Below are 12365 nucleotides of genomic sequence, written 5' to 3'. Positions count from 1 at the left end.
GGAGAGGGCGCATTATCAGGCGCGTCTGTAGAGCGGCAGCCAGAGGGTTAAGCGTAGACCGCCTAACGGGCTGTCGTCCGCTTTCACCCAGCCGCGATGCTGCTGAATCGCCGTTTCGACAATCGCCAGCCCGAGGCCGGTGCCGCCCGATTCGCGGTCGCGCGCTTCGTCGGTGCGGTAGAAGGGGCGGAAAATCTGCTCGCGATCTTCTGCGCTGACGCCTGGGCCGTCGTCATCAACGTTGATGGTGATGCCCTCTTTATCCACCGCAAAGCTCACTTCGATTTTGGTGTGGGAGTAGCGCAGCGCGTTGCGGACAATGTTCTCCAGCGCGCTCTCCAGCGCGTTGGGGTTGCCATACAGCGGCCAGGGCCCGGGCGGGAAGGTGACCGTCAGGGATTTGCCCATCTGCTCGGCTTCGAACGCGGCGTTATCCAGCACCTCATGCCACAGCTGATTGGCTTTGACCGTTTCGCTGACCAGCGCGTTTTTCTGCTGGTTGCGCGACATCACCAGCAGATCGTTGATCATGCTGTCCAGCCGCTGCGCTTCGGTTTCAATGCGCTCCAGCTCTTTGCTCTCTCCGCTCCGGCGGCGCAGCAGCGCAGTGCCAAGCTGCAAGCGCGTCAGCGGCGTGCGCAGCTCGTGGGAGATATCCGACAACAGACGCTGCTGCGCGGTCATCATGCGCTCCAGCGCGCTCACCATCTGGTTAAAACTGGCCCCGGCGGCGAGGAACTCCTGCGGCCCGGCTTCCAGCTCCGGATGCTGACGCAGGTTGCCTTGCGCCACCTCATCCGCCGCGTTTTTCAATTTCCGCGCCGGTTTTGCCAGGCTCCACGCCAGCCACAGCAGCAGCGGTGAACTGATCAGCATAGTGACGATCAGCAGCAGTAGCGGGCGGTCAAACAGCAGGTTGATAAAGTCGGATTGCGAGTTGCTGGCAGGACGAATCAGATAGAGCTGGTAGTTATCTTCCCCGTCGCGAATGGAGAAGGGACCCACCATTTCAACGCGGCCATACTTTTTCTTCTGCGGATGATCGGAGTTATCGGCCTGGCCGATAAAGTTGCGGATGATCTGCATTTCGCTGCGCTCCGCGCCGATCACGCGCCCTTCGCTGGTGACCAGCAGCAGACGTTGACCGGGCGGCGCCCATTTGTCGATAGCGCGAAACAGCCTGCGCCACCACATCAGATCGTTCGGCGGGTCGTTAGCCAGCTCCGCTTCCACATGCTGTTCAATCATCAGACCCTGGCGCTGCTCACTGTCGAGCAGCTCCGTCATCTGGCGGGAGTCCAGCTTGGGCACCATCAATACCAGCATCAACACCAGCGCCAGGGTTAACCAGAAGATGGCGAAGATGCGGGCGGTCAAACTTCCTATCATGAAGCGGAGACCATCAGATAACCGCGACCGCGCAGGGTTTTAAACCATGGATGCCCATCTTTACGCTCCGGCAGTTTGCGGCGCAGGTTGGAGATATGCATGTCGATGGCCCGATCGAACGGCGTCAGGCGTTTACCCAGCACTTCCTGGCTCAGGTGTTCACGCGACACCACCTGGCCTAAATGCTGAGCCAGCAGGTAGAGCAGAGTAAATTCGGTGCCGGTAAGCTCCAGCGACTGACCGTCAAAGCTCGCTTCCTGGCGGCCAGGATTGAGGCTGAGCGCGTCCACTTCCAGCGTCGGCGAACCGCTGTCGCTGTTCTGCTGCTGTTCGCTCCAGTGGGAGCGGCGCAAAATCGCGCGGATACGCGCCACGAGTTCACGATCGTTGAAGGGTTTCGGGAGATAGTCATCCGCGCCCAGCTCAAGGCCGAGAACGCGATCCAGCTCGCTGCCTCGGGCAGTAAGCATGATTACCGGTGTCTGGTGTGTCTGTCGTAGCTCTTTAAGGGTATCAATGCCGTTTTTCTTAGGCATCATCACGTCGAGCAAAAGCAAATCGATGCTGTCATCAAGGAGGTCGAGCGCCTGTTCACCATCATGGGCAACGAGCACGTTAAAACCTTCCATGTCGAGAAGTTCCTTTAACAAGGAAGTGAGCTCTCGGTCATCATCTACTAAAAGGATTTTATTCATTGTTTAAATACCTCCGAGGCAGAAATTACGTCATCAAGCGTCGCTAATCCATGACTTTACGTTGTTTTACACCCCCTGACGCATGTTTGCAGCCTGAATCGTAGACTGATTTTCGTTCACTCGTGAGACAAATAGGTTACTGGAGTAAATGATGCGCATCGTTACCGCTGCCGTCATGGCCTCAACGCTGACATTAAGCGCTGTTAGCCAGGCTGCTGAAGCCGTAACAGGCGATAACTGGCACCCCACCGAGGGAATTGCACAGCGCAGTGTTCAGAGCCATATGTTCGACGGTATTAATCTGACCGAACATCAGCGCCAGCAGATGCGGGATCTGATGACACAGGCGCGGCACGACCAGCCACCTGTTAATGTTAGCGAAATGGAGACAATGCACAGCCTTGTCACCGCAGATAAATTTGATGAAACCGCTGTACGCGCTCAGGCAGAAAAAATGGCGCAGGAGCAGGTCGCTCGCCAGGTTGAGATGGCGAAAGTCCGTAACCAGATGTACCACCTGCTAACACCGGAGCAGCAAGCGGTTTTAAACCAGAAGCACCAACAACGGATGGCAAAGCTGCGTAACGTTGCGCAGATGCAAAAAAGCTCCCCGTTGGCGGTAATGAGTAGTAGCAGTACCAGGTAACAACCCCTGTTTTTCCTTGCCATAGACACCATCCCTGTCTTCCCCCACATGATGTGGGGGTTTTTTTTGCCCGAATTAACGACCTATATCGTAAGAAAGTAGTGTCATGTCAGTTGCCGTGAGGGCGTCTCAAAGATGAGCGTAAAAAATGCGCTCAAATTTTGTCATCATTTTTTGTTGGCTGGTTTTTCGAGAGTGAATGACGTCGACCAGATTCGTTTAGTTTCAACTTCACGGGCTGAAAAAGCAGTAATGACATTCACGCTGTACTCTTTACCCTTTTCAAATCGAAAGTGAACAGGCAGACACTTTCCGGGCTGCACAATAAATGTCGGATTTTTCATATCGTCACGTTGCCACACCAGGTGCATCTGCTTATCCGCAAAGCGTTCTGAAACTCGAAGAACAAGTAAGCGGGACTTCCTGTCTTTTGTCATTGAATCGGCAGGTACCGCCACGCAGGGTTGTCCATCTTTAGCCAAAGAGACTTCAGCCAAACGATAAGGTGAGTTATGTAACGTGCATCCACCCATAGCAAGAGCCAATAAAGACAGAACGTATTTTTTCATTTCCACAGGCACCGTTTATCTGAAGGAGAGGCCAGGAAAAAACGCAGGGTATTCTCATATTTATCTTTAAGATCGGGACCGATTAATCCTTTGAACGTAGATTGTTGCAGGAATATGTTAATGCCATATTTTGTAAGAACGTAATAATCAGCAATGATAGATGCCTGTTGCTCAAGGCTGTAATCAGCCAAATCCTTTTCGCGTGGCAAAGAATACTCATAACTTGAAGCCAGGCTAAATAGCCCTCTTGATCTCACATTCACACCCATCTGATGCTGCCATACGTGACCCATCTCATGAACAAAGATAGCTTTATCAATTAGATCAGCAGATGAAAAATCTTCTCTGAATAAACCTTCCGGAAAATAGATGTTCCCATTGGGAGCCATTACATAATCATCAAGTTGAAACCCGAAGGGTAAGTATTCACCGTTGAAAATGTTTACGTCGCCGTAATTGATAGAATCTTTATATAGTGGTTCTATCATCTCTCTTTCGCCGGCAGTGATCGGTCTGGACTTGTTTTCTTCCGTGGCCATTTTCTTCCCTTTATAGTTAATCCCCTTTAAAAATGTGGTTTCTATGCTTTGGTAAATATCCTGTCAACAAGGCCTTGTTAGTTTTGTGGGTATGGTTTCATGGTGCCTTAATGATTAATCCACTACTAACGTTTGATACGCAATTCCTGCCCCTATTTTCTCCATTGCTGCTTTTGCTATCCGTTATAATTCCGCCAACGACAAGCAGGAGCGTGTATGAAAGCATCTTATGGACGGCTGGTCACACGGGCGGCAATGGCGGCAACCATCATGGCGTCGCTACTGCTGGTGATTAAAATTTTCGCCTGGTGGCATACCGGTTCGGTCAGTATTCTGGCGGCGCTGGTCGACTCGCTGGTGGATATCGCCGCGTCGCTCACCAACCTGCTGGTGGTGCGCTATTCGCTGCAACCGGCGGATGAGGAGCATACGTTCGGACATGGCAAAGCGGAGTCGCTGGCCGCGCTGGCACAGAGCATGTTTATCTCCGGCTCCGCGCTGTTTCTCTTTTTAACCGGTATTCAGCAACTTGTGCAGCCGGAGCCCTTGCAGGCCGCGGGAATTGGCGTTGCTGTCACGCTGGTGGCGCTGATAAGCACAGTGATTCTTGTTACTTTCCAACGCTGGGTTGTGCGCAAAACACACAGCCAGGCGGTGCGCGCGGATATGCTTCATTATCAGTCTGATGTTATGATGAACGGCGCTATTCTCATCGCGCTTGGGCTGGCGTGGTATGGCTGGCACCGGGCGGATGCGCTGTTTGCGCTGGGTATCGGCGGCTATATCTTGTACAGTGCGTTGCGTATGGGATATGAGGCGGTGCAGGCACTGTTAGATCGCGCGCTACCCGATGGAGAGCGCCAGGAGATTGTTAATATTGTCACTTCCTGGCCGGGCGTCAAAGGCGCGCACGATCTTCGCACGCGGCAGTCAGGGCCGACCCGCTTTATTCAAATACATCTGGAAATGGACGATCACCTGCCGCTGGTTGAGGCGCATCTTGTCGCTGAACAGGTCGAGCAGGCAATTTTGCGCCGTTTCCCCGGCTCCGATGTGATTATTCATCAGGATCCGTGCTCGGTTGTTCCTCAAGGACGATAAGCCCGCAGAGGCTTTCGTAACGCGTTTTTTAAGTGTGGGTCAGGCAGTGAGGTTGTGTATAAAATACCCCCATTTCGCCTGACCTGAATCAATTCAGCAGTAGGGGATTGAGATACTATTTGCAGCATTGTTGTTCGCTCCCCGTGGGAGTTGCTTCGGGCCACAGAATTTTATTTTGCATTCCTAAGTTCAGAGGTAGTCATGATTAAAAAAATCGGTGTGTTGACAAGCGGCGGTGATGCGCCAGGCATGAATGCCGCCATCCGCGGCGTTGTCCGTGCAGCATTAACAGAAGGTCTGGAAGTTGCAGGTATCTACGACGGCTACCTGGGCCTGTATGAAGACCGGATGATCCAGCTCGACCGCTACAGCGTGTCTGACATGATCAACCGCGGCGGTACCTTCCTCGGCTCTGCCCGCTTCCCGGAGTTCCGCGAAGAGCATATCCGTGCCGTGGCTATCGAAAACATGAAAAAGCGCGGCATTGACGCGCTGGTCGTCATCGGCGGCGACGGCTCCTATATGGGTGCGAAACGCCTGACCGAAATGGGCTTCCCGTGCATCGGTCTGCCGGGCACCATCGATAACGACGTCGCCGGTACCGACTACACCATCGGCTACTTTACTGCGCTGCAAACTGTGGTTGAAGCGATTGACCGCCTGCGTGACACCTCCTCTTCGCACCAGCGTATTTCCATCGTTGAAGTGATGGGCCGTTACTGCGGCGATCTGACCCTGGCGGCAGCCATTGCCGGCGGGTGTGAGTTTATCGTTCTGCCGGAAGTGGAGTTCAACCGCGAAGACCTGGTGGCCGAGATCAAAGCCGGTATTGCCAAAGGTAAGAAACACGCGATTGTGGCCATCACTGAGCACATCTGCGATATCGACGAACTGGCGAAGTACATTGAGAGCGAAACGCAGCGTGAAACCCGCGCGACCGTGCTGGGTCACATCCAGCGTGGCGGTTCGCCGGTGCCTTACGACCGCATTCTCGCCTCCCGCATGGGCGCGTACGCTATCGATCTGCTGCTGCAGGGCTACGGCGGCCGCTGCGTCGGTATCCAGAACGAAAAAATGGTGCATCACGACATTATCGACGCGATTGAAAACATGAAGCGTCCGTTCAAAGGCGACTGGCTGGACTGCGCGAAAAAGCTCTACTAATCTGCATAACGCCCTCTCTGCTGAGGGCGTTTTTTTATCGCAAGATATTCCCCAAAGTTATAGCCAATCTTTTTTTATTCTTTAATCATCGGATCCCTTTCTGGCAGGCTGGTGTCATCAAAATTGACAACCGAAGAGAGCGGGCGATGAATAAATGGGGCGTAGGCTTAACGCTGCTGCTGGCTTCCAGCAGCGTACTGGCAAAAGATATTCAACTGTTAAACGTGTCTTACGATCCGACGCGTGAACTTTATGAGCAGTACAACAAAGCGTTTAGCGCGCACTGGAAACAGGAGACCGGTGACAATGTGGTGATCCGCCAGTCGCACGGCGGCTCCGGCAAACAGGCAACCTCGGTAATCAACGGTATCGACGCTGATGTAGTGACGCTGGCGCTGGCCTATGACGTTGACGCGATCGCTGAGCGTGGCCGTATCGACAAAAACTGGATCAAACGCCTGCCTGATAACTCTGCGCCCTATACCTCGACCATTGTCTTCCTGGTGCGCAAAGGCAACCCAAAACAGATCCACGACTGGAACGATCTGGTAAAACCGGGCGTCTCCGTTATCACGCCAAACCCGAAAAGCTCCGGCGGCGCACGCTGGAACTACCTGGCAGCCTGGGGTTATGCCCTGCACCAGAACGGCGGCGATCAGGCTAAAGCGCAGGAGTTTGTCAAAGCGCTGTACAAAAATGTCGAAGTGCTCGACTCCGGCGCGCGTGGCGCGACTAACACCTTCGTGGAACGCGGGATTGGCGATGTGCTGATTGCGTGGGAAAACGAAGCGCTGCTGGCGACCAAAGAGCTGGGCAAAGATAAGTTTGAGATCGTCACCCCGAGTGAATCTATCCTCGCCGAACCGACTGTGTCGGTGGTTGATAAAGTCGCGGATAAAAAGGGCACCCAAAAAGTGGCGGAAGCCTATCTGAAATATCTCTACTCGCCAGAAGGGCAGGAGATTGCCGCGAAGAACTTCTACCGTCCGCGCGATGCACAGGTTGCGGCGAAGTACGCCAGCGAATTCCCGAAACTGAAATTGTTCACCATTGATGATGTGTTCGGCGGCTGGAGCAAGGCGCAGAAAGAGCACTTTGCCAACGGCGGCACCTTTGATCAGATCAGCAAACGGTAATTTTTATTGTTAAACCAGCCGGATGGCGTAAGTGCTATCCGGCTAATTCGAGTTGTCACTTCGTTTAATTTTTGCGCTATTATGCCGTTTCTTTCAGCAAAGGAAGCGGAAAATGAAAACTGTTAAACATCTTATGATTGTCCTGCTGGTCCTGATTGTCGTTGCAGCCGCAGGTGTATGGATTTGGATGAAGTTCACCAGCAACCCGGACGCGTTGCGCCAAATCGTCTTTCAGCAGTGCCTGCCCAATATGCGTAATCACAACAATCCCGCACCCTGTGAGCAGGTGAATCTCAAAAACGGCTATGTGTTAATGAAGGACCGCAACGGCCCGTTGCAGTATTTGTTAATGCCCACTTATCAGATCAATGGCACCGAAAGCCCAATATTGCTTAAGACTGCAACGCCGAACTTCTTCTGGCAGTCCTGGCAATCACGCGATGTAATGAGCACCCGGCGCGGTAGCCCGATCCCGGATGAGGTGGTCTCGCTAGCCATCAACTCCCGCCTTGGTCGCACCCAGAACCATTTCCACATTCATATCTCCTGCCTGCGGACCGACGTGCGCGAAAAGCTCAATGAGAATGCCGGGCGCATCAGCAGCCAGTGGCTGGCGTTCCCCGGCGGGCTGCTTGGGCATGAGTATTTAGCCCGACGCGTAACGGCAGCGGAACTGGCGCAGCGCAGCCCCTTCCTGATGCTGGCGGAAGAGGTGCCGGACGCGAAAGCGCATATGGGACGCTTTGCGCTGGCGCTGGCACAGCAGTCGGACGGCTCGTTTGTGCTGCTGGCGACAGAGCGAAACCTGCTGGCGTTAAACCGCGCATCGGCGGAAGAGATTCAGGATCATCAGTGCGAGATCCTCAAATAACCCCACCATAATTCGCATTTACTCACTCTGCCTGTCGCCGTAGACTTGCTGGAAAAATCTACAGGAGACAGGCATGTCATTCTGGCTTTCACACCCTCTGTTCCTTCCCTCTGTTATTGTCGGTATCACCATTATTCTCTGGGCGACGTCGCTGCTGCCGGAGTTCATCACCGCGCTGCTCTTTTTCACCGCCGCGATGATCGCGAAAATCGCGCCGCCGGAGGTGATTTTTGGCGGCTTTGCCTCGTCCGCTTTCTGGCTGGTGTTTAGCGGCTTTGTGCTTGGTATCGCCATTCGCAAAACCGGGCTGGCGGATCGGGCGGCGCGAGCGCTATCGGCGAAGATGACCGGCTCGTGGCCGCAGATGGTGGCAAGCGTAGTGCTGCTCAGCTATGCGCTGGCGTTTGTTATGCCCTCCAATATGGGGCGCATTGCGCTGTTAATGCCGATTGTCGCGGCGATGGCCGCGCGCGCCGGTATCAATGAGGGCACGCGCGCGTGGTATGGCCTCGCGCTTGCAGTCGGCTTTGGCACTTTCCAGCTCTCGGCGACGATTCTGCCCGCTAATGTCCCCAACCTGGTGATGAGCGGCGCAGCAGAAGGCTCCTACGGTATCCATCTCAACTACCTGCCTTATCTGCTGCTGCACACGCCGGTGCTGGGGATCCTGAAAGGCGCGATCCTGATTGGCTTAATTTGCTGGCTCTTTCCCGGTAAACCGCAGGCGATGCGTGAAGCGCTGCCCTCTACGCCGATGAGCAGGGATGAGAGGCGTCTCGCGTGGCTGCTGGCAGTGGTGCTGACGCTGTGGGTGACGGAGAGCTGGCACGGCATTGGTCCGGCGTGGACCGGGCTGGCAGCCGCCTTCGTTACGCTGCTACCGCGCATCGGATTTATCTCCGGGGATGAGTTCTCCAGCGGGGTAAATATTCGCACCTGCATCTATGTCGCCGGGATTCTGGGGCTGGCGATCACCGTGACGCAAACGGGTATCGGTAGCGCGGTGGGCGAGGCGCTATTGCATGTGATGCCACTTGATGCCGAACGCCCGTTCACCAGTTTTCTCGCGCTCACCGGCATTACCACCGCGCTCAATTTTATTATGACCGCCAACGGCGTTCCGGCGCTGTTTACCACGCTGGCGCAGAGCTTTTCCGACGCCACCAGTTTCCCGCTGCTGTCGGTGATTATGATTCAGGTGCTGGGCTATTCGACGCCGCTGCTGCCCTATCAGGCTTCGCCGATTGTAGTGGCGATGGCGCTTGGTAAAGTGCCTGCGCGCGCGGGGATGCTGCTCTGTCTGGCGCTGGCGCTGGTGAGTTATCTGCTGTTGCTGCCGCTTGATTACGCGTGGTTTAAGGTACTGGGGAAATTGTAGAAGAGACCCTCTCCCGGGCGGGAGAGGGTAACAGCAGCATTACGCCTGTTTAGCGGCTTCAGCAGCTTTAACGATCACCGCGAAAGCGTCGGCTTTCAGGGAAGCACCGCCAACCAGCGCGCCGTCGATATCCGGCTGGGCAAAGAGTTCTGCCGCGTTGCTGGCATTAACAGAGCCGCCGTACTGGATGATCACTTGCTCAGCCACTTTCGCGTCGGCTTTCGCAATGTGGTCACGGATAAATTTGTGCACGGCCTGAGCCTGCGCCGGGGTAGCAGATTTGCCGGTACCGATCGCCCAAACGGGTTCGTACGCGATAACCACGCCTTCGAACGCGCTCGCGCCCTGCGTTTTCAGCACTGCGTCGATCTGGCGAGCGCACACTTCTTCGGTTTTACCCGCTTCGTTTTCCGCTTCGGTTTCACCAATACACAGCACCGGAACCAGACCCTGCTCTTTCAGCACGGCGAATTTTTTCGCGATCAGCTCATCGGATTCCGCGTGGTAAGTACGACGCTCGGAGTGACCAATGATGATGTATTTTGCGCCGATATCTTTCAGCATTTCAGCGGAGGTTTCGCCGGTGAACGCGCCAGAGAGGTTGGTATCAACGTTCTGCGCGCCAAGGATGATGTGGCTACCGTCAGCGGCGTGTTTTGCCAGGTCCAGGTAGAGGTTCGGCGGCGCAATCGCCACGCCGCAGCCTGAAACGCCCGCCAGTTCGGTACGCAGGTTGGCAATCAGTTCGTTTACCATGTGGCGGCTGCCGTTCAACTTCCAGTTACCCATCACTAAAGGATGTCGCATTTTTACTCTCCACGCGCTTGGCGAATTAATGAAAATGGCCGCCCATCAGGGCAGCATGGTCTGAGAAACAGTATAGAGATCCCTCCCCTGAAAGGCTTTGCTTTTTGTCATTTATTGTTCCCTTCCAGAGGTTCAGATAGCGTCAGCTTAATCGGTTCAACCGCGAAGGTTAGCCCCTTTTCGCCGTTGTCTGCCACTACATAGCGCACAGCGCCTTCCGTCTCAGCGTAGTAGGCCTTGTTTTTGCCGTTGGTCAGCAGCTTTTGCAGTTTTTGCATGCTTTGCGCGGCGGTCATGGTCGGAGAGAAGGCGCGGATAAAGGCGCTCATATACTCCTGCGCCGTCGCTTTCGTCGCTTTCTGCTCTGGCCCCTGCACCGGCAGCCAGGTGATCTGCATCGATTTGATCTTTAACGTGCCGCGCTCCAGCGCCGTGGAGGCATAGAGATAATCATTGATGCGCGTAGCCGCGCGCGTCAGGTTGGCGCGATCGCTGCGGCTATCGACAGCGCGGAACTCGTTCAGCGCAAGCGTGGGATTGTCGGTATTGAACTTCTCCCGGAACTGGCTGATAGATTCATCAAAGGTAGGCGCACCTGGCAATAAGTAGGGCGCGGTGACGGCGGCTGGCGCCTCTTCTGCCCAACCCGGCACGCAAAACGCCAGCGCGGAAAAGAGCAGCCAAAAGTGGTAACGCCGTGCTTTCATTCACATCGCCTTCTGTAGAGTGTGCTGACGATTAAAACGAGATTGGGCGGCCTTGTCAAAAACTCCCGCCGCCAGGGTACACTAGCCGCTATTACGATAATAAGGAACCTTACATGGGCATACAGCAGTGGTTGTTTTCGTTTAAGGGGCGCATCGGACGCCGCGATTTCTGGATCTGGATGGTGCTGTGGGTCGTGAGTATGACCCTGCTGTTTGTGCTGGCGAATGGCGGCATGCTCGATTTCCAGACGGCGGCATTTATCCTCGTCTGCCTGATCTGGCCGACCGCCTGCGTGGTGGTCAAACGGCTGCACGATCGCGGTCGCCACGGCGCCTGGGCGCTGCTGATGGTGCTGGCATGGATGCTGCTGTCAGGCAACTGGGAAATTCTTAACGGCACGCTGGCGTGGGCGGTGGGACGCCTGATCCCGGTGGCGATTATCGTGGTAATGATGATCGACCTGGGCGCGATGATCGGCACCCAGGGCAAAAATCGTTTTGGCAGCGAGACGCTTGAAGTGAAGTTTCGCTGATTACCAGTAGTGTTCAGCGGTGATATGCCCCGGACGGCGGCGCAGGTGTTTGGCCATCTGTCGGGTATCTTTCAGCAATTGAGTCGTGTCGCGCACCATCTGCGGGTTGCCGCACAGCATCACATGGCTGGTCTCGGCAGTCATCGGCAGACCGACCGCTTCCTCAAGGGCACCGCTCTCAATCAGCGCCGGTACGCGCCCGGTTAAAGAGCCGGAGAGCGTCTCGCGGCTGACCACCGTCTGAATGCGCAGCTTCCCTTCATAGCGCTTTTGCAGCTCCAGCATTAGTGGCAGGTAGCTCAAGTCCGCGCCGTAACGCACCGCATGCAGCAGAACGATATTTTTGAACCGCTCAAGATCTTTCCCCTCCTGCAGCATCGACAGATAAGGCCCGATGGCCGTGCCGGTTGCCAGCATCCAGAGCGTTTCGCACTCCGGTACCTCTTCCAGCACGAAAAAGCCGGCGGCTTCGCTGACAATTAACAGTTCATCGCCCGGTTGCAGGGCGGCCAGGCGCGGGCTCAGTTTGCCTTCCGGAACGGTGACGAGATAGAACTCGAGATCGGGATTGCTCGGCGCATTGACGTAGGAGTAAGCGCGCTGCACGCGCTCGCCGTCAATCTCCAGCCCAAGCTTGGCGAACTGTCCAGCAGTGAAGGGTTGAACGGGGGCATGTACGGTGAGGCTGAAGAGTGCATCGGTCCAGAATTCCACCTTTGTGACTTTTCCTGTTACCCAATCCGCCATGGTTCTCTCCTGTTCTGTAACGTTGCCTTATCCTGGTGGTTGTCGCCTGAGATTTCCAGCCCGCGCGGGCCGGAAAGCTCAAT

Annotated in this window: 14 protein-coding genes; 7 read left to right on the top strand and 7 right to left on the bottom strand. The window is 55.2% G+C overall.

Annotated elements, in window-relative coordinates:
- Positions 1-15: 15 nt before the first annotated feature.
- Positions 16-1389, bottom strand: coding sequence for an envelope stress sensor histidine kinase CpxA (gene cpxA / locus HF650_RS23805; RefSeq protein ID WP_023479308.1), 1374 nt, complete (start codon positions 1387-1389; stop codon positions 16-18).
- Complete coding sequence (gene cpxR / locus HF650_RS23800) at positions 1386-2084, bottom strand: envelope stress response regulator transcription factor CpxR (RefSeq protein ID WP_034812606.1); 699 nt, start codon at positions 2082-2084, stop codon at positions 1386-1388. Before cpxR ends, cpxA begins: the two co-directional genes overlap by 4 nt.
- Before the next feature lie 151 nt (positions 2085-2235).
- Between cpxR and cpxP the strand changes: the two genes are divergently transcribed.
- Complete coding sequence (cpxP, locus tag HF650_RS23795; RefSeq protein WP_187802803.1) at positions 2236-2730, top strand: cell-envelope stress modulator CpxP; 495 nt, start codon at positions 2236-2238, stop codon at positions 2728-2730.
- A 167-nt stretch (positions 2731-2897) separates the two neighbouring features.
- Here the strand turns inward: cpxP and HF650_RS23790 are convergent, their stop codons facing one another.
- Positions 2898-3299 carry a putative T6SS immunity periplasmic lipoprotein gene (locus tag HF650_RS23790; RefSeq protein ID WP_187800617.1) on the bottom strand — a complete coding sequence of 134 codons (402 nt, stop codon included), beginning with the start codon at positions 3297-3299 and terminating at the stop codon, positions 2898-2900.
- The gene (locus tag HF650_RS23785) at positions 3296-3838 is read right to left on the bottom strand and encodes a hypothetical protein (RefSeq protein ID WP_223284235.1); all 543 of its coding nucleotides are present in this window, start codon (positions 3836-3838) and stop codon (positions 3296-3298) included. Before HF650_RS23785 ends, HF650_RS23790 begins: the two co-directional genes overlap by 4 nt.
- Before the next feature lie 216 nt (positions 3839-4054).
- On the opposite strand from HF650_RS23785, the gene fieF reads away from it, so the two are divergent.
- The 5 genes from fieF (at position 4055) to HF650_RS23760 (ending at position 9488) form a co-directional block, all read left to right on the top strand.
- Complete coding sequence (fieF, locus tag HF650_RS23780; RefSeq protein WP_187800616.1) at positions 4055-4939, top strand: CDF family cation-efflux transporter FieF; 885 nt, start codon at positions 4055-4057, stop codon at positions 4937-4939.
- 201 nt (positions 4940-5140) lie between these two features.
- On the top strand, positions 5141-6103 hold the full coding sequence (pfkA, locus tag HF650_RS23775) for a 6-phosphofructokinase (protein WP_187800615.1): 963 nt from the start codon (positions 5141-5143) through the stop codon (positions 6101-6103).
- Between the two features lie 146 nt (positions 6104-6249).
- Positions 6250-7239: a sulfate ABC transporter substrate-binding protein gene (locus HF650_RS23770; RefSeq protein WP_124970974.1), complete on the top strand. Its 990-nt coding sequence runs from the start codon at positions 6250-6252 to the stop codon at positions 7237-7239.
- A gap of 112 nt (positions 7240-7351) precedes the next feature.
- Positions 7352-8110: a CDP-diacylglycerol diphosphatase gene (locus HF650_RS23765; RefSeq protein ID WP_187800614.1), complete on the top strand. Its 759-nt coding sequence runs from the start codon at positions 7352-7354 to the stop codon at positions 8108-8110.
- A 73-nt stretch (positions 8111-8183) separates the two neighbouring features.
- Entirely contained in the window at positions 8184-9488 is a 1305-nt protein-coding gene (locus HF650_RS23760) for an SLC13 family permease (protein WP_187800613.1), read from the top strand.
- 39 nt (positions 9489-9527) lie between these two features.
- Here the strand turns inward: HF650_RS23760 and tpiA are convergent, their stop codons facing one another.
- The gene (tpiA, locus tag HF650_RS23755; RefSeq protein WP_023479339.1) at positions 9528-10295 is read right to left on the bottom strand and encodes a triose-phosphate isomerase; all 768 of its coding nucleotides are present in this window, start codon (positions 10293-10295) and stop codon (positions 9528-9530) included.
- Between the two features lie 107 nt (positions 10296-10402).
- The gene (locus tag HF650_RS23750; protein WP_187800612.1) at positions 10403-11002 is read right to left on the bottom strand and encodes a DUF1454 family protein; all 600 of its coding nucleotides are present in this window, start codon (positions 11000-11002) and stop codon (positions 10403-10405) included.
- 113 nt (positions 11003-11115) lie between these two features.
- Here HF650_RS23750 and HF650_RS23745 point away from each other — a divergent pair, with 113 nt between their 5' ends.
- Positions 11116-11535 (top strand): DUF805 domain-containing protein, encoded by a 420-nt coding sequence (locus HF650_RS23745; protein ID WP_187800611.1) that lies wholly within the window; start codon positions 11116-11118, stop codon positions 11533-11535.
- On the opposite strand, the gene fpr is transcribed toward HF650_RS23745, so the two are convergent.
- Positions 11536-12282, bottom strand: a complete 747-nt coding sequence (gene fpr, locus HF650_RS23740; protein WP_187800610.1) for a ferredoxin--NADP(+) reductase — start codon at positions 12280-12282, stop codon at positions 11536-11538. It abuts the gene before it with no gap.
- Between the last annotated feature and the right edge of the window lie 83 nt (positions 12283-12365).

This window comes from Kosakonia sp. SMBL-WEM22, assembly GCF_014490785.1.
Lineage (GTDB): Bacteria > Pseudomonadota > Gammaproteobacteria > Enterobacterales > Enterobacteriaceae > Kosakonia.
Note: the sequence above shows the minus strand (reverse complement) of the source record. Positions and strands in the feature narration are given on the sequence as shown.

Excerpts from the sequence above, each read along its gene's own strand:
- fieF (WP_187800616.1), top strand. The coding sequence starts at position 4,055 with ATGAAAGCATCTTATGGACGGCTGGTCACACGGGCGGCAATGGCGGCA.
- HF650_RS23745 (WP_187800611.1), top strand. The coding sequence starts at position 11,116 with ATGGGCATACAGCAGTGGTTGTTTTCGTTTAAGGGGCGCATCGGACGC.
- pfkA (WP_187800615.1), top strand. The coding sequence starts at position 5,141 with ATGATTAAAAAAATCGGTGTGTTGACAAGCGGCGGTGATGCGCCAGGC.
- HF650_RS23760 (WP_187800613.1), top strand. The coding sequence starts at position 8,184 with ATGTCATTCTGGCTTTCACACCCTCTGTTCCTTCCCTCTGTTATTGTC.
- HF650_RS23790 (WP_187800617.1), bottom strand. The coding sequence starts at position 3,299 with ATGAAAAAATACGTTCTGTCTTTATTGGCTCTTGCTATGGGTGGATGC.
- tpiA (WP_023479339.1), bottom strand. The coding sequence starts at position 10,295 with ATGCGACATCCTTTAGTGATGGGTAACTGGAAGTTGAACGGCAGCCGC.
- cpxR (WP_034812606.1), bottom strand. The coding sequence starts at position 2,084 with ATGAATAAAATCCTTTTAGTAGATGATGACCGAGAGCTCACTTCCTTG.
- HF650_RS23785 (WP_223284235.1), bottom strand. The coding sequence starts at position 3,838 with ATGGCCACGGAAGAAAACAAGTCCAGACCGATCACTGCCGGCGAAAGA.
- HF650_RS23770 (WP_124970974.1), top strand. The coding sequence starts at position 6,250 with ATGAATAAATGGGGCGTAGGCTTAACGCTGCTGCTGGCTTCCAGCAGC.
- cpxP (WP_187802803.1), top strand. The coding sequence starts at position 2,236 with ATGCGCATCGTTACCGCTGCCGTCATGGCCTCAACGCTGACATTAAGC.
- fpr (WP_187800610.1), bottom strand. The coding sequence starts at position 12,282 with ATGGCGGATTGGGTAACAGGAAAAGTCACAAAGGTGGAATTCTGGACC.
- cpxA (WP_023479308.1), bottom strand. The coding sequence starts at position 1,389 with ATGATAGGAAGTTTGACCGCCCGCATCTTCGCCATCTTCTGGTTAACC.
- HF650_RS23765 (WP_187800614.1), top strand. The coding sequence starts at position 7,352 with ATGAAAACTGTTAAACATCTTATGATTGTCCTGCTGGTCCTGATTGTC.
- HF650_RS23750 (WP_187800612.1), bottom strand. The coding sequence starts at position 11,002 with ATGAAAGCACGGCGTTACCACTTTTGGCTGCTCTTTTCCGCGCTGGCG.